Consider the following 22739-nt stretch of genomic DNA (forward strand, 5'->3'; position numbering starts at 1 on the left):
ATGCGGGTTGCGGGGCCCGAGGAACTGGACGGGTGCTTGCCATGCTCATGAATCGTGCGCGTCTTGACGCCGCGTTACCCGCATTCGAATTAGGGGATCGGATCGGACGTGGTGGCTACGGCGTCGTCTACGCCGCACGTCATCGTCGTATCGGCTGGCAGGCCGCGGTCAAAGTACTGGCCGACGGCGACACCGACGGACCGCTGCGGGAGCGGTTCGTCTCCGAAGCCACGTCACTCGCCGAACTCGACCATCCGCACATCGTGCGGATTCATGACTACGTGGAGCACGAAGGGCTGTGCCTGCTGGTCATGGAGCGGCTCAACGGCCCGATGCTGCACCAGCGCCCCGGTCTGACCGGGGTGGAGGCCTGCGGGGCGGGCCTGGCGATCGCGGACGCGCTCGCGGCCGTGCACGCGCGCGGGATACTGCACCGGGACGTCCGCCCGGAGAACCTGCTCTACAGCTCGGACGGAACGCTCAAGCTGGTGGGCTTCGGTACGGTTTCCGATGGTGCGTCGCTGATCAGTGCCGCCTCCGGGACGCCCGCCTACACGGCGCCGGAGCGCATCCAGGGCTTCCGGCTCGGCCCGGCGACCGACGTGTACTCGCTCGGCGTCGTCCTCTACGAGTTGTTCAGCGGACGCCTGCCGTTCGGCCGTGACCTGCCGCTCTCCGCGCTGCTGCACCACCACGTCAACGTGCCGGCGCCGTGGCTGTCCGACGTGCCCAGGCCGCTGGCCGCGGTGCTCGACCGGGCGCTGAGCAAGAGCGCGAACGACCGGCCCCGGTCGGGTCACGAATTCGCGGTCGAGCTGGGATCCGCGGCCGCCGGTGCGCTCGGCGCGGACTGGCTCGACCAGGTCGCGGTGCCGATCCGGGTCAGCGGCCGGGTCCGGGACGCCGCGCGCGGCCGGCTGGCCGACGCCGACGTCCGGCCGGCGGTGACCGCGCGGGCCGGTGTGGCGCTGCCTGCGGGCGGCTCCGCTCCCACCAGCGGTGCGCCGGTCGGTGGCGGTGGTGGCGTCGTCACCGCTCCGCCGGACCCGGCCGGTTCGTTCGGCGAGACGGAATCCGAGGTCACCCGCCGCGCCCGCCAGGCGTTCGGCGCGACCGGCCGGCACTCGACGATCACCGAGCCCGAGCACCCGAACGACGCGCCGCCGGCCGACGTGCCGCCGCCGGCCGACTTCAGCGACTTCGACGACGGATCCGGTGACGACGAGCGTCCCCGCCGGCCCTGGTACCGGCGCGGCTGGGCGATCGGCCTGAGCGCGCTCGTCGCCCTCGGCCTCATCGGGGGGTCCGCGCTCGTCGTGATTGCACCGTGGAAGTCCGACTCCGGCGACGACGTGCGCACGATCCGGACGTCGACGCCACGCGGGATGGTCGTCGACTCGGACGGCAACCTGTACCTGAGCGACGTCTCCAACCGGCAGGTCCGGAAAGTGAGCCCGACCGGCCGGATCAGCGTGTTCGCCGGCACCGGCCCCGAGGTCACCGCCGGTTCCGGGGGCGACGACGGACCGGCGGTGAAGGCCCAGCTGGCGTTCCCGCAGTCACTCGCGATCGGCCCCGAGCGCAGCGTCTACATCGCCGACACCGCCGAGGGCCGGGTCCGGCAGGTCACCGCGGACGGCAAGATCCGCACGGTGGTGGGCGCGAAGCCGACCGCCGAGGAGGAGGACGACGCCGCTGACGCGCAGGCCGCGCAGCTCCCGAACTTCTTCGTGATCGCGACCAGCCGCACCGGGCAGCTCTACATCGCCGAGTCCGGCAGCGGCACCCAGCGCGTCCGCAGGCTCAACACCACCGGCGGCCTGTCCACCGTCGTCAAGAACGCCACGAACGACGAGGGCGAGACGAACTCGGACGCCGACGCCATCCAGTCGATCCGATCGATCGCGATCGGCGGCGACGGCCGGATCTACGTGGCCGACCGGGGGCACAAGCTGATCTGGGGCTTCGAGCCCGGCGACGACACCCCCGACGCGGTCGCGGGCGGCGGCACGCTCGCCGACTGCCCGTCGAAGATCGTCTACAACGGGCCCGACACGCTCGCGATCGGCGACGGCGGCGAGCTCTACGTCGGCTCCTACGGGCTCTGCGAGCTCAAGGACGGCGGATCGGCACGTGAACTGGTCAAAAGTCAGTACATCGACGCGGTCGCGGCGGGGCGCAACGGTGACGTTTACTACCTCTCGAAGAACACCATCTACAAGCGGACGTCGGCCGGCGTGGTGACCGAGGTCGAAGACAGCTAGGGGCTCCGCATGGCGGTAGGGCGGATTCGGCGTCTCGACGCCCAGCCGGTGAACCTCGACGGGTTCGCCGTGGAGAACGCCGATCTCGGCCTGATCGCACTGCGCTCACCGCACGATCCGGCGCCGTCGCTGCGGCTGGAGGACGGACGGGTCGTCGAGCTGGACGGCGTGGCCGAGGACGACTTCGACACGGTCGACGCGTTCATCGCCGCACACGGGCTGGACCTGTCGGTGGCGCCCGAGGCGATGGCCTTGCCCGACGTCGAACTGGCGCGATTGTTCGTGGATTTCGCCGTTCCCCGGGCCGAGGTGGTCCGCCTGGTGAGCGGCTGCACGCCGGCCAAGCTGGCCCGGGTGCTCGCGCTGCTGCGCCCGGCCGAGCTCATGATGGCGATGACGAAGCTGCGGGCCCGCCGCACGCCGAGCAACCAGGGGCACGTCACGAACCGGGCCGACGACCCGCTGCTGCTCGCCGCCGACGCCGCCACCGCGGCCGCCTACGGATTCCGCGAGCTGGAGACCACGGTGCCGGTGCTCGCCGACGCGCCGTCGAACGCGGTGGCGGTCAGCATCGGTGCCGCGGTGGGGGCGGCCGGGGTGCTCGTGCAGTGCTCGGTCGAAGAGGCGCTGGAACTGGAGCTCGGTCTGCGCGGGTTCGTCTCGTACGCCGAGACCGTCTCGCTCTACGGCACCGAGGGCGTGTTCACCGACGGGGACGACACGCCCTGGTCGAAGGCGTTCCTGACCTCGGGGTACGCATCCCGGGGCATCAAGATGCGGGTGTCGTCGGGAGCCGGCGCCGAAGTGCTGATGGGCGGCGCCGAACGTCGTTCGATGCTCTACCTGGAGTCGCGCTGCGTGGCGCTGGCCCGGGCGATCGGTGCCCAGGGCGTGCAGAACGGCGGCATCGACGGGGCGTCGGTGGCCGCCGCCGTGCCCGCCGGGGTGCGTGAGCTGATGGCCGAGAACGTCATGGTGATGGCCCGCAACCTGGAGGCCTGCACCGGCAACGACGCGCTGATGAGCGAGTCCGACGTCCGCCGCACCTCACGGACGCTGCCGATCCTGCTGGCCGGCTCGGACTTCGTCTGCAGCGGCTTCGGCACGATCGAGCGCTACGACAACATGTTCGGCCCGAGCAACTGGAACGCCGAGGACCTCGACGACTGGCTCGCGATGCAGCGGGACTGGGGTGTCGACGGGGGCCTTCGAACCGCGTCGCCGGACTCGCTGGAGCCGCTCCGGCGCCGCGCCGCCGAGGCGGTGCAGGCGGTGTACCGGTGGTTCGGACTGGCGGACCTCTCCGACGAGTCGATCGACGCCGCGGTGGACGCCGTCGGGTCGAAGGACCTGGTCGGGGACGACGCGCTGGCCGTTCTGAACGCCGCCCGCACGATCCGGGAATCCGGGCTCTCGATGGTGGACGTCGTGACGGCGCTGGCCGAGTCCGGGTTCGAGGAGGAGGCGTCGCGGATCCTGTCGATGCTCAAGGCGCGGGTGGTCGGTGACTATCTGCAGACGGCCGCCATCTTCACTCCGTCGATGGACGTCTTGTCGCTGGTGACCGACCCGAACGACTACGCGGGGCCGGACACCGGGTACGTGCCGACGCCCTCCCGGCAGGCGGAGATCGACGACATCCGGCAGGCGCGCTCGGTGTCGGACCTACGGGCCGAGCAGGCCTCCTGGGCGTCCTCGTCGATTTCCTCGACCGGTCCGGCGGTGGTCGGGTCGGATCCGCGCGAGGTGGTGGTGGGCGTCTCGCCGGCGACCGGGAGGGAGATCTGGCGCACGCTGTCCGGCCTCCTGGTCGTGGACGTGCTCCAGGAGATCCTCGCCGGCCTCGAGGAGGAGGGCGCGCTCGGGCGGGTGGTGCGGATCAACGACACGCTCGACCTGGGCATGATCGGGTTGTCCGCGGCCCGGCTGGCCGGGTCGGGGGTCTCGGTCGGTCTGCAGGCCAAGGGCACGGCGTTGATCCACCGCCGGGACCTGCCGCCGCTGGCCAACCTGGAGTTGTACTCGGTGGCCCCGGTGCTCTCCCGCGCCGACTACCGGCTGCTCGGGGTGAACGCGGCCCGGCACGCGCGAGGAGCCGTTCCGGAGCCGGCGAAGAACCCGTACACCGACGAGGCGATCGAGGCGAGGTATCACACCGCGGTCGTGTCGCTGATCGCGGTGGAACGCGGTTGCTGCGCACCGGTCGGCCCGGACGAGTTGAAGGTGGCGGAATGAAGGCGTTCTCCGGCCGGCCCCTGGAGTCGGTGACCTTGGAGGCGGTACGGGCCGGCGAGGTCGGCCCCGACGATCTGCGGATCCACCCGGAGACGCTCGAACACCAGGCGCAGGTGGCGCAGGCGCACGGCAACCCGCAGCTGGCCGCGAACTTCCGCCGCGCCGCCGAGCTCACCGCGATCGACGACGCCGACGTCATGCGCGTCTACGAGGCCCTGCGTCCGCGCCGCAGCACGTTCGTCGAGCTGGAGGAGATCGCCGAGTGGCTCTCGGCCCGGGGCGCGACGATGAACGCCGCGCTGGTCCGCGAGGCCGCCCAGGTCTACCGACGCCGCGGCCTGTGCCGTTGAGGCTGGTCGCGGGGGTCGACATCGGGAACTCGACCACCGAAGTGGTGCTGGCCGACGTCGCCACCGGGGAGCCGGTGGCCTGGGACCGGACGATGACCAGGGGCGCGAAGGGCACGGTTTCCTCGGTGCGGGGCGCAGCCGCGCTGGTGCGACGACTGGTGCGGCGGGTTCCCGACGGCGAGCTGGTGTCGGCGGCGGTGGCGCCACTGCGCCCGGTCCGGACGTCGACCACCACGGTGCCGGAACCCCCGGCGGACACCGGCCGGTTCGCGGTGCTCGCGGCCGGGGTGGCGTCCCCGGGCGGGGTGGGTTCGGGTGTGGGACGGCCGGTGTCGATCGAGGAGATCGAGGTCCCCGGTGGGGCGCCGGTGGTGGCGTTGGTGTCCGCCGGGTACCGCGAGGCGGCTCCGCGTCTGAACGCGCTGCTCGCGGAGGGCGCGCCGATCGTCGCCGTGCTGCTGGCCGCGGACGAGGCGCGCCTGGTGGCGAACCGGTTGGAGCATCCGGTTCCGGTGGTGGACGGCGTGGACCTGGCCGCGGCGGCGGGCGCGACGCTGGTGGCGGTCGAGGTGGTGACGGCCGGGCGTCCGCTGCGGAAGCTGACCGATCCGCTGTTTCTGGCGAGCGGGTTCGGCGTGGGAGCGGAGGAGAACGACGACGTGCGGCGGCTCGCCCGGCAGCTGGCCGATGTCTCCAGCGCGGCGGTGGCACTGGGTGCGGTGCCGGTGGAGCCGGCGGGTCCGGCCGGAGGACGGATCTGGACGCGCCGGCATCCGGGCGGCGGTGAGGGGCTCGTCTGGGCGGAGGCCGCTCGTCGGTTGGGGGAGGCTGAGCCGGGGGCGTTCGCGGCGTACGCGGTGGACGGTGGTGAACGCGTCGCGGTGGCCGACCTGGCGGTCGTCGACGTGGGGGCGCTGGCCAAGTCGCTGCTGGTACGGATCGGCGCGGGTGGCGGCGGGTACGCGCTCGCGGCGCTGGACGCCGCAGCCGGTCCGGTGCCGGCCGACGCACTGCTCACCGAGGCGCTCGGCGTTCCGGTGGTGAGCGCGTCGAGCGAGGCCGCCGCCGCCCGCTCGGGCGCGCTCACGACCCCCGGAGCGCCGGCCGACGCCGTCGTCGTGGACATCGGCGGTGGCACCGTGGACGTGATCGGCCCCGCCCACGAGCGGGTGCTCGCGGGCGGCGGAGATCTGCTGACCGCCGCGGTGGCGTTGGGGCTCGACGTGACCCGCGGCGCGGCCGAGTGGGCCAAGCGCGGACCGGCGGTACGCGTGGAGACCCCGCAGCTCGCGACCCAGGAGGACGGGGACAAGACGTTCCTGGAAGCGCCGCAGCCGGCGGGCACGGTCGGGTGGCTGGCGGCGCCGGGGCCGGCGGGCCTGCTGCCGATCACCGTCCGGATCGGACCGGCGGAGTGGCGCACGTTCCGGCTCGCGCTGAAACAGGCGGTGCTGGGAACCGCGGTGCGCCGAGGTCTGGTCGGGGCCGGCACGGTCCTGGTGGTGGGCGGCCCGGCCGGCGACGACGAGGTGCTGCGGGTCGTGGACGCGGTGTTGCCGCCGGGCGCGGGGTTGGGGCGCGGAAACGTCGCGGGCGTGCTGGGACACCGGTACGCGGTGGCCTGGGGCCTCGCCCTGGCCGCCGGAACGACCCAGGGCTAGCCAACCGCTAGGTCGCGGCCAGGCGTTCGACCACTGGGGCCAGGGCCTCCATCGCGGCGGCGTCGACGGCCAGGTAGGAGACGCCGGTGTTGTCGCGCAGGCGGGACAGCGACGCTGCCATCTCCGGCGGCCGAGATCCGCGGGCTCGCCCCCGGCGTACACCCCGGCTTCCGCGGCCCGCCGTAGGCCACTCGTCGCCCGGGCACGACGCCCGGTTGAGAACGTCCGTTGCCCGGTTGAGACGTGGCGCGCGTTGTGGATTCCCGCGACGAGCCCGGAAAATTGCCTACGAAGCGAATCGTCGACCCGGAACGGACGACGTGGATGATCGTCGATCGCGCGCGCATCGAGGAGGCACTGCCCGGCTACGAGCTGGGCGCCGAACTCGGTCGTGGCGCGTTCGGCCTGGTGATCGCGGCGCGTCACCGGCAGCTGGATCGGGACGTCGCGATCAAGGTGCTCGGGCGGCCCGGTGACCCGGTCGAGGAGAGCCGGTTCCGGGCCGAGGCGCGCGTGTTGTCCGAGCTGGACCATCCGCACGTCGTCCGGTTGCACGACTACGTGGAGCACAGCGGGCTGTTCCTGCTGGTGATGGAGCGGTTGAGCGGCGGCGGCCTGGCCCTCGACCGGGTCCGGCCGGAGTACGCGTGTGCGCTGGGGCTCGCGGTCGCCGACGCGCTCGAGGCCGCCCACCGCCGCCGGGTGCTGCATCGCGACGTCAAGCCCGACAACCTGCTGTTCGCCGGCGACGGCACGGTGAAGGTGACCGACTTCGGCATCGCGAAGATCATCGAGGGGACGACGGCGGCGTCGAGTTCGTTCGTCGGGTCGCCGGTGTACATGGCGCCCGAGCAGGCGGCGCTCGGGCGGCTCGGGCCGGGCACGGACCTGTACTCGCTGAGCGTCGTGCTGTACCGGCTGCTGACCGGCCGGCCGGTGTTCGCGGTCGACCTGCCGCCGCCCGCGATGCTGCTCGCGCACCTGAGCAGACGCCCCCCGCCGATGCCGGACGTCGCCGACCGGGTGGCGGGGGTGGTGCTGCGCGGGCTGGCCAAGGACATCGACGACCGGCAGCCCACCGCGCGCTCGTACGCGCTCGATCTGGCGTCGGCGGCGGCGGAGTCGTTCGGCGGGGACTGGCTCGCGCGGGCAGGGCTCCCGGTCCGGGTGGACGAAGAGGTGCGTGACGCGGCGCGGGCGACCAAGGCGGTCCGGTCGTTCGAGACCACGGTCGGTCGGCGGCTGCCGGACTGGCCGTGGGGGTTGCCGCCCACCCGCCTCGACGAGGTCCTCCCCAGTGCACCGTCGACCGGGAAGAGGCCCGCCGCCACCCGTCCGCCCCCGGGCCGGGCCCCGGACCCCGGTCCGGACTCCGTCACCGAGGAACTGGCCGCGCGGGCCCCGGCCGCACCGACCTCCGGCGCCCTCGTCATCACGCCGGCCCCGGCCTGGCTCCTGCGCCGTCCGACCCGACGCGCCCGCCCCCTGGCCATCGCCACCGCACTGCTCGGCGCCGTCCTCGCCGCGATCGTCGTCGGCCTCGGCGTCAGCACCTTCGACACCGGTCCGACCGTCGTGCCCGGCCCGGCCGGCGTCGTCGCGTCCGGACGCACCCTCTACGTCTCCGATCCGGCCCGCAGCCAGGTCCGCCGCTTCGACTCGGGCCGGGTCAGCGGCTCGGGCGGCACCGTCGTGGCCGGCAGCGGGCGCGACGGTTTCTCCGGCGACGGCGGCCGGGCCGTCGACGCCGAGCTCAGCGAACCCGGGCCTCTCGCCGTCGACGGCAACGGCAACCTCTACATCGCCGACATCGGCAACCGCCGGATCCGCAAGGTCACAGTGGACGGCCGGATCAGCACGGTGGTGGGCGGCGGAACACGCGCTCTGAACAGCCGGCTGCACGCGAGCCAGGTCCGGCTCACCCAACCGTTCTCGATCGCGGTGAGCTCCCAGGGTGTCCTCTGGGTCGCCGAACAGCAGCGCAACCGGATCTGCCGGGTGCAGCCCGACGGCACGGTCGAGGCCTACGTCGGCACCGGCCAGGCCGGTTTCGGCGGCGACGGCCTCTACGCCAGCTGGGCACTGCTCAAGGCGCCGACCGCGGTCGCGCTCAACCCGTCCGGCGACCGTCTCTACGTCGCCGACCAGGGCAATCGCCGGATCCGGGAGGTCCGGGTGGGGTCCGGCTTCATCCGGACGTACGCGGGCGACGGCAGCGATGGTCCGTTCCGGAACAACGTCCAGGCCACGGCCGGCGGACTCTCGAGCGTCTACACGCTCGCCGCCACCGCCGACGGCACCGTGTTCCTCGGTGGCACCGACGCCCGCCTGGTCGATCCGTCGGGCTTCGTCCGCCCGGTGGCGGCGCTGCCGACGATCTCGTTGGCCGTGACCCCGAACGGCACGGTCTATCTCGTCGCCGAGCAGAAGAACACGTCCGGCGACCGCGTCCACCGTCTCTACCGACGGAGCCCGTCCGGTGAGCTCACTCGTCTACCGTGGTGAGGTGAGCGTCGTCATCTCCGTCAGCAAGGACTCCGAGCACCACTTCAGCAAGCGGCCCGTCGACGAGATCGTGCTGCTCGCCGGTCTGGGCGTCGAGGGTGACGCGCACGCGGGCGTCACCGTCCAGCACCGGTCCCGGGTCGCGGTCGACCCGACCCAGCCGAACCTGCGGCAGGTCCACCTGATCCAGAGCGAGCTGATCGACGAGCTCGCCGACTTCGACCTCGCTCCCGGCGGGCTCGGCGAGAACGTGCTGACCCGCGGGATCGACCTGCTCGCGCTGCCGACCGGCGCCGTGCTGCGGCTGGGCGCGGACGCGACGATCGAGATCACCGGGTTGCGCAACCCGTGCCGCCAGATCGACGGGTACCGCTCCGGGTTGCTCAAGCAGGTGCTCACCAAGGACGAGCGCGGTTCGATCGTCCGTAGGGCCGGAGTGATGGGCGTGGTCACGGCCGGGGGAGTGGTTCGCCCCGGAGACGCCGTCGCGGTGACCATGCCGCCGCCTCCGCATCAGGCGTTGGAGCGCGTCTGACCGAGCCGGAGCCGTTCGGCCCGCGAAGCCAGCGGCACGATCGGAGCCGCGCAGAACACGAAGAACCCGGTCAGGACCAGCCAGCCCTCGGCGCCGAGGCCACCCACCAGCGCGGCTACCGCGGCCGGGGAGAACTCCTGCACGGCGCCGGTCATCGTCGCGTTGAGGCCCTGGTACTCGCCGCGGCACTCCTCGCGCATCAGCCCCACCGACACGCCCCACTGCCCGGACATGAACAGCAACTCACCGGCGACGTGGAGCAGGCCGCCCACCAGGACGATCACCACCGCCCACCCGGCCGGCACCCATGCGGCCGGAACGAACACCAGGCAGCTCGCACCCAGCACCACGCCGCTGAGCGTCGCGGCCCTCGCGCCCCGCCGGATCGTCGTGATCCGGGCGCTCACCGCGCTCTGCAGGGCCGCGATCAGGAGCGAACTCACGATCACGGTGGTCGCCGCGACCGCCGCCGGCGCCTCGGTCGACGAGACCACCCACAGTGGAATGCCGACCGACTGCACGGCCCAGCAGGCGGTCAACGCGGTGATCGGAACCATCGCCGCGAGATACCGACGGTCGCGGATCGCGGTGCCGCGCAACCCCGCCCAGCGACTGAGCTGCCGCCCCCTCGTCGTCTCCGGCACGCCGGACAACAGAGCCGCGTTGACGACGAACGTCGCCGCGTTGCCGACGATCGCCGCGACGTACGCCCACGGCCGGTCGACCGCGAGGACCACCGCGCCCAGGCCGGCACCCACGGTGTTCCCGGCGTGCACGGCGGCCCGCGACCGGGCCAGCATCCGGACCCGCCCGTCGCCGGTGAACAGGCCGGTGATCAGCGCGTTGCTGACCCCGGACCCCACCACCTGGGCGCCGTTGAACACCGCGGCGACGAGGGTGAGCGCGAGCATGCCGTCGACCCGGAGGAACGCGAGGCAGGCGACGGCGCGCACCAGGTTGATCGTCAGCGACACCCGCCGGGCCCCGACCCGGTCGGCGATCGCGCCGCCCGGCAGCGACAGCCCGATGCCGACGACGCCGGCCACCGCGAGCGACACCCCGAGCTCGCCGGGGGAGAGGCCCACGACGCGGGTGAGGTACAGCGCCCAGATCGTGAACCAGAGCCCGCCGCCGACGCCGTTGATGCCGGCGCCGAGGAGTAGGCGAGTACTCACGCGGTCATGTTTCATGGAAACATGAATTATCGCTGTCGGGCAGACTCAAACCTGGATCCGGAAGGAGGGGTGCCGTGGTCGACCGCGCGGACGTGCTCGGAGCGATCGGGGAACCGATCCGGTTCGAGGTGCTGCGGCTCCTCGCCGACGACGGGGAAGCGGCGCAGGCGGCGCTGGCCGAGCGACTCGGGGTCACGCCGTCCCGGCTGGGTAACCACCTGGCGATCCTGCGTGCGGCCGGGCTGGTCGAGCCGGTCCGCATCGGACGGTCGTCCCGGTACCACCTGCCCGACCCGGACGCGGTCCGGGCGTTGCTCTCCGCCGTCGACGCCCTGGCCGGCTCCGCCCCGGCGACGAGCACCGACCGGCTGAAGAGCGCCGGGCCGTCGACGTTCGCGCGGGCCCGCACGTGTTACGACCACCTCGCCGGAGAGGTGGGGGTGGTGCTGCTCGATCGGCTCGTCGCGGAGCGGGCGTTGATTCCCGGGCCGGAGGCCGAGTCCGTTCTCACGGCCGGCGACGGGTTGGACGCGACCCTCGCCCGGCTCGAGGTGCCGCATCCGTCGGTCGGTCGCCGGAAGCTCGCGGTGGGCTGCCTGGACGCCACCGCCGGGCGCCCGCACCTCGGCGGGGCGCTCGGCGGCGAGATCCTCCGCAGCTTCCTGCGTCGCGGCCTGCTCCTGCCCGGCCCGGCCCCCCGCAGCCTGATCGAGCACCCCGCCCTGGAACGCCTATTGGCGTGAAGCCTCGGGAAGGCGTGAACTCCGGGGGAGGAAACCGGTGGGGATCAACGCCAGGAGCGCGATCCCGGCCACCCACCAGAACGTCTCCCCGAACGCCGACGCCAGCGCCCCGGACGACGGTGCCCCGCCGGTCACGATCGCCCGCTGCAGCACCACGAACAGGACCGCGCTCCCCACCGAACCGCCGAGCTGCTGGAAGATCCGCACCGCGACGCTCGCGCGCGGGATCGCGTCCGGTGTCAGGCTGCGCATCGCCGCGGTCATCACCGGTACCAGCACCGACCCCACCCCCGCGCCGCTGGCCACCTGGGCCAGGCCGACCACCAGATAACTCGTGTCGGCCGTCAGCTGCGTGTAAGTGAGCGCGGCGACGGCCCCGAAGCCGAGCCCGGCCAGCACCATCGGTGCCGGGGCGACCCGGTCGGCCAACCGGCCGGCGATCATCAGCGACAGGCCCATCCCCAGCCCCATCGGGATGAGCAGCAGTCCGGTGTGGAGCGCGTCCTCGCCCCGGACCTGCTGTAGGTAGAGCGGAAGCAGGCCGAGCGCACCGAACATGACCCCGCTGGCCAGCGTGATCACACCGGCCGCGGCCGCGAAGGAGCGCGAGTGGAACAGCCGGACGTCGACGAGCGCCCGGCCGCCGAGCCGGAGCGAGTGCACCACGAACCCGGCCAGGAGCGCGACTCCGACCAGCACGGGCCCGACCACCGACAGGTGCGTGAAGCTGCCCGAGCGACCGGCCTCGGCGAAGCCGTAGATCATCGCCGCGAAGGCCGGGGAGAGCAACACCAGACCCACCACGTCGAGATCGACGCGGGCAGCGCCGGCCCGCACCGTCGGCAGGAAGCGCGGGGAGAGCGCCAGCGCGAGCAGACAGACCGGCACGTTGACGAAGAAGATCCAGCGCCAGCTCAGATTCGTCACGATCACGCCGCCGATCACCGGCCCCAGCACCGGTCCGAGCAGCGCGGGAATGCCGATCGTGGCCATCACGCGACCCATCCGTTCGGGGCCGGCCGCGATCGCGAGGATCGACTGCGAGAGCGGCAGGATCATGCCCGCGCCCAGGCCCTGTACGACCCGGAACACGATCAGGCTCTCCACCGACCACGCGCACCCGCACAGCACCGAGCCGAGCAGGAACACCGCGAGCGTCACCATCCACAGCCGACGTGCGCCGAAGCGCTCCAGCGCCCAGCCGGCCATCGGGATCACGCTCGCCATCGCCAGCAGCGCGCCGGTGCTGATCCACTGGATCGTCGCGAGCGTCGTGTCGAACTCGTCGAGCAGGGTGTTCGTCGCGATGTTCGTCATCGTGACGTCGAGCTGCATCATGATCGCGCCGAGCATGATGACCCCGGCGAGTTTGAGTATCTCCGGGCTGAGCCGGTCGGTCTTCTCCGTGACGGCCATGCCGATCCTCCTCTGCGGTAAACATTTACTGCGGTGCGCGGTAAACATTTACTGCGCACCACGACGAACTGCCCGGTTCACGGACGCGGTTGCGTCATGCCCTGCACGAACTGGTCGATGACGAGCTCTTTGGCGCGCTCCTCGTCGAGGTGGATCATCGGCACCAACCGCTCGAACGACCGTGCGCTGGTGGCGCCCATCGCGAAGATCGAGCCGATCGCGGTGCTGTAGGCCAGCTCGAACGGCAGGTCGGCGCGGAACGCGCCGTCCTGCTGCCCGCGTTCGTAGAGCTCACGCAGCGGTGCGGGCAACTGCGCCGCCGACGTGGGGTGGAGGGTGCCGAAGTGGCCGGCGAGCTGCTCCTGGAGGAACAGCGCCGACCGGTGGGGGTGGTTCATCGCGAGGTCGAGGGACGCGCGGAGGGCGAACCGCATGCCCTCGACGGGCTCCATCGTGCGGGCCTTCTCCAGGGCCGGCCACCAGGCCTGGGCGACGGCCCGGCGCTGATCGTCCATGACCGCGCCGTACAGGCCTTCCTTGCTGCCGAAGTGGTGATAGATCATGCGCTCGTTGACGCCGGCCTTCGCGACGATCGCCCGGATGCGGGCGCCGTGCAACCCGAACTGGGCGAACTCCTCGGCGGCGGCCGCGAGGAGCGCTTCTCGACTGTCGGCCACGCAGTAAGTGTTTACTGCGAGCCGGTCTTCGTCAAGCGGCCCCAGAGAGCGGCGTCGAGCGCGCGCCCCACCCGCACCGTGTCCGGCCCGATCGCCACCACCAGAACGGCCGACGGGTCGGCCAGCGTAAGGACGTCGCACCGCACCCCGCCCACGGTGGTCACCGGATCGGCGTCGATCGGGGAAACGGAAGGCACGACGGCGAGGGCGGTCGCCTGGACCACCGCGTCGCCCAGTACGGCGGGACCGTTCCACCCACCGGGGGCGCCGGTGCCCACGTCCAGGTCCTGGGCGAGCAGCGGCCGGCCGCCGCGCCGCACGCGCCAGCGGGTGCGCAGACGCCCCGGCGTCTCCTGGTGCCGGCCGAGCACCAGCGTCTCGACCAGCGTGAGCCGGGCCGACTCCGCGAGCGTGACGTCCAGGGACACGACGTGGTCGGCGCCGCGGGCGACCACGAGCGGCTGCGGCTCCCAGTGCAGCGAAGCCCCGGAACCGACGTGCAGCGACACCGACGCGGAGCTCGTACCGCCGTGGGCGCCGGGCAGCGCCAGCGACGCTCCGGCCGAGCCCACGGTGAGCGACGCGCCGTCGCCGACGACGACGGTCAGATCGGTCCGGTCACCGCCGAGCGGGCCCGCGGCGCCGGTGACCATCGTGAGACCCCGGTCGGTCCGCCGCAGCACGATCGGCGGCTGCGACGCCAACTCGCGGAAGACCGTGCGGTCGCCGACCTGTTCGACGACCGCACGCGCACTAGCCCTCAAGCCAGGCCTTGCGCGCGTCACGGATCCACTCCGCGACCGTCGAGGCCGACGGGTCCTCGCGCAGCGACTGGAACACCACCGGCTTGCCCCGGCGCACCGCGGCCGCGTCCCTGTCCATCACGCCGAGGTCGGCGCCCACCAGCGGGGCCAGGTCGGTCTTGTTGATCACCAGCAGGTCGGAGCCGGTGACCCCCGGCCCGCCCTTGCGTGGCACCTTGTCGCCGCCGGAGACGTCCAGAACGAACAGCTGCACGTCGACGAGACCGCGGCTGAACGTCATCGTCAGGTTGTCGCCGCCGCTCTCCACCAGCACGAGCTCCAGCGGCGCGAACGTCTCCTCGAGTCCTTCGACCGCGTCGAGGTTCGCGGCGATGTCGTCGCGCACCGCGGTGTGCGGGCAGCAGCCGGTCTCCACCGCCGCGATGCGCTCGGGCGCGAGCACGCCCGAGCGACGCAGGAAGTCCGCGTCCTCGGTCGTGTAGATGTCGTTGGTGACGACGCCGAGCTGCATCTCCGGGCCGAGCGTCCGGCACAGCGCGGCGACGAGCGCGGTCTTGCCCGAGCCGACCGGACCGCCGACGCCGACGCGGAAGGCCCGCTTGTCGGTCCGGGGGGCCAGGTCGCCGGTGAGCGGCGCGTGCTGTTCGAACACGTCGTGGTCGTGCGGTTCGCCGTTGGCGTGGGCCGTGACGTGAGCATCAGGAAGCAAAGAGACGCACCTCCGAACGAGCGTGGGCCTGCGCGAGCAGGTCCAACAGGGGAGCGGACGGCGCGGGGAGCGCGTCCGACGGTTTGTCGGCGTAGCGGGCGGCGTCGGCCACCACCGCGTCGGCCATCGGGGCGAGGGCCGCGTGGGCGGCGGTCAGGGCCAGCGGGTCCAGACCCAGCAACCGCACGGCTGCGGACGCCGGGCCGCTGATCGCCGAAGCCACCGCGACCGACGCGGCCTCCTCCGGGGTGCCGCCGGCCGCGTGGACGGCGACCCCGAGCGCGATCGGGTGGTGGGGATGGGTGCCCAGGGCGTCGTACCCCGGGTGCGGGAACGCGCGGCGGGCCACCCGCAACAGCGCCCGGCCCTGAGCGCGGGACACCTTCCGCTGCTCCGGCGCGGGTGTCCGCGCGTCGACCTCACCGTCGAGCTCGGCCCACGCTCCGGTCGAGCCCGTTCCGGACGCCGCGCCGGCGGGGGAGTAGGCGGTGGCCAGGTGGCAGGAGCGGGCGGCGATCGCGGCGGCCAGCAGGCCCGCGGTGTGCAGGCGGCCGCGCAGGAAATCCGCGACCAGGGCGAGGTCGTGCTCGACCAGCCCGGCGTCGACGGCCGGAGCGATCCCACCGCTGTGGGCGTGCGCCCCGGCCGGCAACCGGGAATCCGCGAGGAGCAGGAGAGCCTGGCGCATCAGAACAAGAAGTAGCGCTGGGCCATCGGCAACTCCGCCGCCGGAGCCTCCTCGATCAGCTCACCGTTCACGTACACCGCGAACGTGTCGGGGTTGACGCGGATCTCCGGCGTGGCGTCGTTCAGCGGCAGGTCGGCCTTGCCCCGGCGTCGGACGTCGGCGACGGCGGCCAGCCGGCGGCGCACGGCGAGCCGGTCCGCCAGACCGTCCTCGAGCGCCACCGGCGCGACAAAATGCACGCTCGTGGCGCTGGCGACGGTCGGCCGCGCACCCCACATCGGCCGGGGGAAGATCGGCTGCGGCGTCGGGATCGACGCGTTCGCGTCGCCCATCTGCGCCCACGCGATCACCCCACCCTTCACGACGACGTGCGGCCGGACCCCGAAGAACTTCGGATCCCACAGCACGAGGTCCGCGAGCTTCCCGACCTCGACCGAGCCGACCTCGGCCTCCAGCCCGTGAGCGATCGCCGGGACGATCGTGTACTTCGCGACGTACCTCTTCGCGCGGGCGTTGTCGGCGGCGCCGTCGCCGGGCAACGCGCCCCGGCGCACCTTCATCGCGTGCGCGGTCTGCCAGGTGCGCAGCACGACCTCGCCGACGCGCCCCATCGCCTGGCTGTCCGACCCGATCATCGAGATCGCGCCCAGGTCGTGCAGCACGTCCTCGGCCGCCATCGTCGACGGCCGGATCCGGCTCTCGGCGAACGCGAGGTCCTCCGGGACGGCCGGGTTCAGGTGGTGGCAGACCATCAGCATGTCGAGGTGTTCGTCGAGCGTGTTGACGGTGTGCGGCCGGGTGGGGTTGGTGGAGGACGGCAGGACGTTGGGGTGGCTCGCGACCGTGATGATGTCGGGCGCGTGGCCACCCCCGGCACCCTCGGTGTGGTACGTGTGGATGCCCCGGCCGGCGATCGCGGCCAGCGTGTCCTCGACGAAGCCGGCCTCGTTCAGGGTGTCGGTGTGCAGCGCGGCCTGGACGCCGTACTCGTCGCAGACCCGCAGGCAGGCGTCGATCGCGGACGGCGTCGAGCCCCAGTCCTCGTGGAGCTTGAAGCCGGACGCGCCGGCCTTCAGTTGCTCCACCATGGACTCGGCCGACATCGTGTTGCCCTTGCCGAGCAGCGCGACGTTGATCGGGTAGTCGTCGAGCGCCTCGAGCATCCGGGCCAGGTACCAGGCGCTCGCGGTGACGGTGGTGGCTTTGGTGCCCTCGGCCGGACCGGTGCCGCCGCCGATCCAGGTGGTGATGCCGGAGCCGAGCGCCTCCTCGATCTGCTGGGGCGCGATGAGGTGGACGTGGCTGTCGATGCCGCCGGCGGTGAGGATCTTGCCGTTGCCGGCCAGGATCTCGGTGGACGGACCGATCACCAGATTCTCGTCGACACCGTCCTGGGTGTCGGGGTTACCGGCCTTGCCGATGCCGACGATCCGGCCGTCCCGTACCCCGATGTCGGCCTTGACGACGCCCCAGTGGTCGAGGATCAGCGCGCCGGTGATCACCAGGTCGGGGGCGCCGTCCGCGCGGGTGGCGCGGGACTGGCCCATCGACTCGCGGATCGTCTTGCCGCCGCCGAACACGACCTCCTCGCCCGCCGAGGGACCGCGGGACAGGTCCTGTTCGACCTCGACGAGCAGTGCGGTGTCGGCGAGTCGGACGCGGTCACCGGTGGTGGGGCCGTAGAGGAGGGCGTAGCGGCTCCGGTCGATGCTGTCGGTCACGCGGCGACTCCCGGCTCGTTCGTGTTCATGCTTCGGGGCCGCGTTCGTCGAGGAGGCCGGCGAATTCCGGGCGTAGGCCGGGGATGTCGCGGGTGCCGACGATCGCGACCAGGTCGACCTCACGGACGACGCCCGGCTCGAACCGCACCGCGGTGCCCGACGGGATCGCGAGCCGGTAACCCCAGGCCGCGCGTCGGTCGAAGCTCAGGCCGGTGTTCACGGCCGCGAAGTGGTAGTGGCTACCGACCTGGATCGGACGGTCGGCGGTGTTCGTGACCTCGAGGCTGCGCCGTTCGCGGCCTTCGAGCAGCGGCACCGCGTCGGCGGCGACGATGATCTCGCCGGGCGTCACGGGATGGGGTGGTGGACCGTGACCAGCTTGGTCCCGTCCGGGAAAGTCGCTTCCACCTGCACCTCCTCGATCATCTCGGGGACGCCGTCCATGACGTCGTCCCGGCCGAGCACGTGCCGCCCGGCTTCCATCAGGTCGGACACCGTGCGCCCGTCCCGGGCCGCCTCGAGCAGGAACGAGGTGATCACCGCGACCGCTTCGGGGTGGTTCAGGCGGAGGCCGCGTTGACGGCGGCGCTGCGCCAGGTCGGCCGCGTAGGAGATGAGCAGGCGCTCCTGCTCGTGCGGGGTCAGGTGCACAGCGTCGTCCTCATCCTCGGGCGCCAGTCCGCCCGGCAGCGTAACCGCGCCGTGTTACCAGCATGTTTTGCCCCGCCGACACGTGTTCACCGGCGTATTGAAAGCTCATTGGCACGTGTGTCAGAGTGTCGCTATGCGAGCGCAGCCGGTGGATCCAGATAGCCTCCCTCTCGACGATGCGGTGCGCGGCGTTACGACCGCGCGAGGTCGGGTCGAGGAGGCTGTCGTGAGCGCGGAGCCACGCTTTCGGATTCCCATGCCGCCGGACGGCGTGTGGACCGAGGCGGACCTCGACGCTCTACGGGCTGACGTTCCCTTCCGGACCGAAATCGTCGACGGGAACCTGATAGTGAATCCCCGCCCCTCTCTCTGGCACAACGACGTGATCGCTGTCGTGCGTAACAAGCTGGTAGGTGCAGCTCCGGCCGGCCAGTGGGCCTATCCGGATTCGGAGATCCGTTGGATCGACCACGGAGAAGTCCGGCGTTCACTCGCGCCCGATGTCCTCGTGGCTCCGAAGCACCTCCGTGACGAGAAACGACCCTTCGCCCCGCCGGACGTGGTGCTCCTGGTCGTAGAAGTCGAGTCGCGATCCTCGACGAGGATCGACCGGGAGGCGAAACCGCGGCAGTACGCCGAGTTGGGAATTCCGGCGATGTGGCGCATCGAGGAGGGGCCGCGGGTGGTCGAGTACCGGCTGACGCCGGACGGTGGCGCCGAGACCGTGCAGACCGTGACCACCGGCACCTTCACCACCGAAGTCCCGTTCCGGGTCACGATCGACCTCGACACCCTGCGCTAAGCGGGGGGCCGGCCCGCGATCCGGCGCCGGGCCAGTGCCAGCACCGATGAGGCGAGCTCGTTCCAGTCCGTCGGCTCGTCCCACGGCAACAAACGAACGTCCAACGCGTACCCGGCCATCACCGCCTCGGCGGACGGCCCGGTGTCCGTGTCCCGGATCCGCGCCACGGCCCGGAGATCCTGGGCGAGAACCGTCCGCGCGTCGATCAGGGCCAGCACGATCCCGTGCTCGACCGACCCCCGCTCCGATCGGCCCTGCGCGAGCAGCGTCGCCACCCGGGTCACGAGCGTGAGGAGCACGTCGAAAGCCGGCGGCGGGAGACGGTCGTCCAGCGCCACCGCGGCGCGGACCACCCGCGGGTGGATGACGCCGTGGAGTTGCATCTCGACCAGACCGGCGAAGACCACCGCGGCTTCGGTGTCGGTCGGCACCGTGCCGCGCCAGGCGGCGGCGCCCGCTCCGACGAGCGCGTCGAGACGCACGTCGCCGAGCAGGCGGGCCTCACCGCGGGCCAGCCAGTTCGCGGGCGCGGTGCCGAGATGGGCCCGGGACGACGCCCGTTCGAGCACCCAGCCGGGCCGCACCGTCAACGTGCCGACCACGGCCAGCCAGGCCTCGTCGTCGAGCGCCGCCCGCCATTGCCGCACCAGCGAGCGCCACCACGCCACCGCGTCGGTCCCGGCCGGGGCGAGGTCGGCGAGGGGAACCCGCCGATCCGACCCCAGCGACACGAGGTTCAGCGTGTAGATCGCGTAGTGGTCGAGAACGTCGCGGCCCGAGGGGTTGTAGGCGGCGGGCGTCCACGGCGTCAGCGTGCGCCGGGCGTCGGCGACCAACGCCGGCAGCACCTCGGCGGCGGCCTCGGTGAAGAACTCCAGCACCCGCGGGAACGTCACCAGCGGAACGTGGGAGAGCAGGGCGCGGAGCCGGTCGCTGTCCGGCGGCCCACCCGGCCCGGGCCGGCGGGCCGTCAACCGCAGTTGCGCGGCCAGGTGGGAGGCCACCAGGTACTCGCCGAACGTCGAGTGCAGGAACTCGTAGGTGGCCGGTAGCCCGTGGGTGGCGTCGACCACGGAGGCGTGCACGAAGAAGAACCGGCCCACGGTCCGGACGATGTGGTCGACCGGCTCCGGCGACGTGCCGAGGAACGCGGCCAGGTCGGCTCCGAGTTCGGGCTCGGTGACGTAGGTCCGGCCGCGGTTGAGCATCGCGAACGCCGCCAGCGTCAGCGGCCAGCGCCGCTCGGCGACGAACCGCTCGACGTCGGCGCGCGGCTCTTTCAGGGCCTCCCGGCGCAGGAAGTGCGTGACGAGCCGCTCGTACAGCACCGCGGTGGTGACGCCGGAGTCCAGCGACGGCGCCGACGGGTCCGCGGTGTAGAGCGCGATGAGCAGCAGCAACAGCGGTTGCCGCCCCAACTCGGCCAGCGCGGGCGGCACCGAGGACAGCGCGCGGAACCCCGGCGACCCGGCGTTCAGCCCGTTCCACACGCTGAGCCACTGCGCCACCTGCTCGTCGGAGAAACTCTCGAGCCGGACGACGAGCGTTCCGGGCGGGATCACCACTCGATCGGCCATCACCGTCCGGGACGTGACCACGACGGCCACCGGGCGTCCCAACGCCGCCTCGACCGCCTGGAACTCCGCGACCTCGTACAGGTACCGCGACTGCGACACCCCGCTGGCCTGCATCAGCTCGTCCAGGCCGTCGAGCACGACGACGCGGGTCGTCCCGGCGGCCGCGGCGTCCTCCACCAGCTGGGCCCACCCGATCCGGCCGTGCGTCGCGAGGTCGAGCGCCTCCTGGATCTGCGTCGCGATCGGCGCGTCGGCACGCACCCGGCGCAGCGGCACCCGCACGGCGGTCCAGCCGGCCACCGGTAACCGCGCGGCGAGCATCTGCGTGAGCATCGACTTGCCGGCCCCGGGGAGCCCGAGCACCAGCAACGGCACGCTGACGCTCGACGGCGAGGTCAGGTAGTCGGCGAAGAACAACTCCGGCGACGAGACCAGCCGCTGGTCGGCCCACCAGCGCGGGTCCGCGGGCGACGAGGCCCGGTCGGCTTCGGCGACCCGCAGGGACGGCGCGATGTACGCCTGCTCAACGGTGGGCAGCGTGGCGACGGCGTCCACGGCGGGGTCACCGAGCACAGGCCGGGCCAGGACGCTCCGGTGCAGCGCGCCGAGCACCTCCAGCGAGGGCGGCGCGCCCCCGGTGACCAGCCGCGACAACAGCTCCTCGACCACGTCGAAGCGCCGCCCGGTCGCCGCGACCAGCTCGCCGCCCCACGTTCGCACCTCGCGCCGCGTCTCGGACGACTCGCCGAGCACGAGCCAGAAGCCGAACTCGGGCACGTCCGCGGCGAGGCGGACGAACGTCGCCTCGTAGGTGGCCACCGCGCGCCGCACGAGGTCGGCCTGATCGAGCGTGACGGCCCGGGCCAGCCCGCAGACGAACGCCGCGCAGTCCGCGGCCAGCCGCGCGTAGTACGGCACCAGCCGCTCGTCGAGGTTCTCCCGGAACCCGAACCGTGGCCCGGGGATCGGCACCGGGGCCTGGGACAGCGCGTCGAGACGCGGCTGCTCGACCCGGCCGGTCGCGAGCCGGACCTTCTCCGCGTCGGTGAACTCCAGCTCGTCGTAGCTCGGCCCGAGTTGCGCCTGCAGCGCCTCGAAGAACGACGACACGACCACGGTGGTGTGCGCCGCCGCGATCAACTGCAGCCGGTCGTAACCGGAAACCCCGAGCAGCGTGCCGTGGACGCCGTCCAGGAAACCGCGGAGCAGGCGGACGCCGTCGTTCTTCGGGTCGACGAGCTCGAGCAGACCCCCGCCGAGCACCGAGACCGACACCAGCCGTTCGAGCCGGTCGAAGATCGGACGGTCGTACTTACCGAGGATGCTCAACGCCCCCCGGTACGTGAGCGCGGGCTCCGTCCACATGCCCGGCAGCGTATCGGTTCGGTCACGGCCATTGTCGACAGTGGAGAAACGGTGACATGGTTCAGGAGTACCGCGGAGCGAATGCGTTCGGTTAACTAGGAATTGATTAACGCGAATTAAGGCCGACGCCGGTGATCTTGCCGATCCCCGATGGCGCCGTCGCGACCTAGGTTGATCCGGTCCCATTCATCTCCTGAGGGGCCACTCAGCCAATGTCCGTCTTACTCACGGTTCGCCGTGTCGTCACCGCGGTCGCGCTGACCGCGACCGGTCTCACCGGAATCGCGTTCGCCGCATCACCGGCCACCGCCGCCTGCTCCGACGTGCAGGTCGTGTTCGCCCGAGGGAGCACGGAGGCTCCGGGGCTCGGCATTCTCGGCCGGCCGCTGGTCAGCGCGGTGCAGCAGCAGTTGCCCGGGCTGACCGTCGACTCGTACGCCGTCGACTACGCCGCGAACGTCAGCCAGACCAGTGCCGGTCCCGGCGCGACCGACATGAGCGACCACATCACCGAGGTGGCGGCGCGGTGCCCGGACACCGAGTTCGTGATCGGCGGTTATTCGCAGGGTGCGAGCGTCACCGATATCGCGATCGGAATTCGCACCACGCTCGGGCGGGGCGGAACGATTCCGGAGAACCTCGCGCCGCGGATCAAAGCGGTGACCGTGTTCGGTAATCCGCTCCGGCTCTCCCGGCAGACGATCAATTCCGCGAGTCAGTTGTACGGCCGGAAAGCGATCGACATCTGCGCGACCGGCGACCCGGTCTGTGGCAACGGCGCCAACGCGGCCGCCCACCTGCGGTACGCGTTCGACGGCTCGGTGACCCGCGCCGCCCAGTTCGCCGCCAACCTGGTGAGGACCACCTAGGAGAAGCTCCGGCCGCCGGCCCGGGGCCGGCC

19 protein-coding genes are annotated in these 22739 nt (G+C 72.4%); 9 read left to right on the forward strand and 10 right to left on the reverse strand.

What is annotated here, in order from left to right; genetic code table 11:
- The first annotated feature begins 41 nt into the window (after positions 1-41).
- The 6 genes from CRYAR_RS06100 to CRYAR_RS06125 all read left to right on the forward strand — a co-directional run bounded on the left by CRYAR_RS06100 (position 42) and on the right by CRYAR_RS06125 (position 9550).
- Positions 42-2264, forward strand: a complete 2223-nt coding sequence (locus CRYAR_RS06100) for a serine/threonine-protein kinase (protein ID WP_035848978.1) — start codon at positions 42-44, stop codon at positions 2262-2264.
- 9 nt (positions 2265-2273) lie between these two features.
- Positions 2274-4499, forward strand: coding sequence for a propanediol/glycerol family dehydratase large subunit (locus CRYAR_RS06105; RefSeq protein WP_035848980.1), 2226 nt, complete (start codon positions 2274-2276; stop codon positions 4497-4499).
- Positions 4496-4849, forward strand: a complete 354-nt coding sequence (locus CRYAR_RS06110) for a diol dehydratase small subunit (protein WP_035848983.1) — start codon at positions 4496-4498, stop codon at positions 4847-4849. The genes CRYAR_RS06105 and CRYAR_RS06110 overlap by 4 nt, the downstream gene beginning before the upstream one ends.
- The gene (locus CRYAR_RS06115; protein ID WP_035860929.1) at positions 4846-6510 is read left to right on the forward strand and encodes a diol dehydratase reactivase ATPase-like domain-containing protein; all 1665 of its coding nucleotides are present in this window, start codon (positions 4846-4848) and stop codon (positions 6508-6510) included. Before CRYAR_RS06110 ends, CRYAR_RS06115 begins: the two co-directional genes overlap by 4 nt.
- Positions 6511-6834: 324 nt before the next feature.
- A complete protein-coding gene (locus tag CRYAR_RS06120) occupies positions 6835-9015 on the forward strand; it encodes a serine/threonine-protein kinase (protein WP_051569814.1) in 2181 nt (726 codons plus the stop codon).
- 1 nt (position 9016) lies between these two features.
- Positions 9017-9550 carry an MOSC domain-containing protein gene (locus tag CRYAR_RS06125; protein ID WP_035860931.1) on the forward strand — a complete coding sequence of 178 codons (534 nt, stop codon included), beginning with the start codon at positions 9017-9019 and terminating at the stop codon, positions 9548-9550.
- Here the strand turns inward: CRYAR_RS06125 and CRYAR_RS06130 are convergent.
- Complete coding sequence (locus CRYAR_RS06130) at positions 9529-10725, reverse strand: MFS transporter (protein WP_051569815.1); 1197 nt, start codon at positions 10723-10725, stop codon at positions 9529-9531. The two genes, CRYAR_RS06125 and CRYAR_RS06130, sit on opposite strands and share 22 nt — an antisense overlap.
- A gap of 74 nt (positions 10726-10799) precedes the next feature.
- Here CRYAR_RS06130 and CRYAR_RS06135 point away from each other — a divergent pair, with 74 nt between their 5' ends.
- Positions 10800-11468, forward strand: a complete 669-nt coding sequence (locus CRYAR_RS06135) for an ArsR/SmtB family transcription factor (protein WP_051569816.1) — start codon at positions 10800-10802, stop codon at positions 11466-11468.
- On the opposite strand, the gene CRYAR_RS06140 is transcribed toward CRYAR_RS06135, so the two are convergent.
- The 8 genes from CRYAR_RS06140 to CRYAR_RS06175 all read right to left on the reverse strand — a co-directional run bounded on the left by CRYAR_RS06140 (position 11457) and on the right by CRYAR_RS06175 (position 18094).
- Entirely contained in the window at positions 11457-12884 is a 1428-nt protein-coding gene (locus tag CRYAR_RS06140; RefSeq protein ID WP_051569817.1) for a DHA2 family efflux MFS transporter permease subunit, read from the reverse strand. The genes CRYAR_RS06135 and CRYAR_RS06140 overlap by 12 nt on opposite strands.
- A 77-nt stretch (positions 12885-12961) precedes the next feature.
- Entirely contained in the window at positions 12962-13561 is a 600-nt protein-coding gene (locus tag CRYAR_RS50100; RefSeq protein ID WP_051569818.1) for a TetR/AcrR family transcriptional regulator, read from the reverse strand.
- Between the two features lie 11 nt (positions 13562-13572).
- On the reverse strand, positions 13573-14325 hold the full coding sequence (locus CRYAR_RS06150; protein WP_084700148.1) for an urease accessory protein UreD: 753 nt from the start codon (positions 14323-14325) through the stop codon (positions 13573-13575).
- Positions 14315-14977, reverse strand: coding sequence for an urease accessory protein UreG (gene ureG, locus CRYAR_RS06155; RefSeq protein ID WP_051571938.1), 663 nt, complete (start codon positions 14975-14977; stop codon positions 14315-14317). Before ureG ends, CRYAR_RS06150 begins: the two co-directional genes overlap by 11 nt.
- A gap of 46 nt (positions 14978-15023) precedes the next feature.
- Positions 15024-15722 carry an urease accessory protein UreF gene (locus tag CRYAR_RS06160; RefSeq protein WP_035848989.1) on the reverse strand — a complete coding sequence of 233 codons (699 nt, stop codon included), beginning with the start codon at positions 15720-15722 and terminating at the stop codon, positions 15024-15026.
- Complete coding sequence (locus tag CRYAR_RS06165; protein WP_035848991.1) at positions 15722-17443, reverse strand: urease subunit alpha; 1722 nt, start codon at positions 17441-17443, stop codon at positions 15722-15724. The genes CRYAR_RS06160 and CRYAR_RS06165 overlap by 1 nt, the downstream gene beginning before the upstream one ends.
- 25 nt (positions 17444-17468) lie before the next feature.
- Positions 17469-17795, reverse strand: a complete 327-nt coding sequence (locus tag CRYAR_RS06170; RefSeq protein WP_035848993.1) for an urease subunit beta — start codon at positions 17793-17795, stop codon at positions 17469-17471.
- Entirely contained in the window at positions 17792-18094 is a 303-nt protein-coding gene (locus CRYAR_RS06175) for an urease subunit gamma (RefSeq protein WP_035848995.1), read from the reverse strand. The genes CRYAR_RS06170 and CRYAR_RS06175 overlap by 4 nt, the downstream gene beginning before the upstream one ends.
- 226 nt (positions 18095-18320) lie before the next feature.
- Here CRYAR_RS06175 and CRYAR_RS06180 point away from each other — a divergent pair, with 226 nt between their 5' ends.
- Positions 18321-18896 carry a Uma2 family endonuclease gene (locus tag CRYAR_RS06180; protein ID WP_169745003.1) on the forward strand — a complete coding sequence of 192 codons (576 nt, stop codon included), beginning with the start codon at positions 18321-18323 and terminating at the stop codon, positions 18894-18896.
- Here CRYAR_RS06180 and CRYAR_RS06185 read toward each other — a convergent pair.
- The gene (locus CRYAR_RS06185) at positions 18893-21838 is read right to left on the reverse strand and encodes an NACHT domain-containing protein (protein WP_051569821.1); all 2946 of its coding nucleotides are present in this window, start codon (positions 21836-21838) and stop codon (positions 18893-18895) included. The genes CRYAR_RS06180 and CRYAR_RS06185 overlap by 4 nt on opposite strands.
- Positions 21839-22050: 212 nt before the next feature.
- Between CRYAR_RS06185 and CRYAR_RS06190 the strand changes: the two genes are divergently transcribed.
- On the forward strand, positions 22051-22707 hold the full coding sequence (locus tag CRYAR_RS06190; RefSeq protein ID WP_035848997.1) for a cutinase family protein: 657 nt from the start codon (positions 22051-22053) through the stop codon (positions 22705-22707).
- The last annotated feature ends 32 nt before the right edge of the window (positions 22708-22739 follow it).

Source organism: Cryptosporangium arvum DSM 44712, assembly GCF_000585375.1.
Taxonomy (GTDB): Bacteria; Actinomycetota; Actinomycetes; order Mycobacteriales; family Cryptosporangiaceae; genus Cryptosporangium; species Cryptosporangium arvum.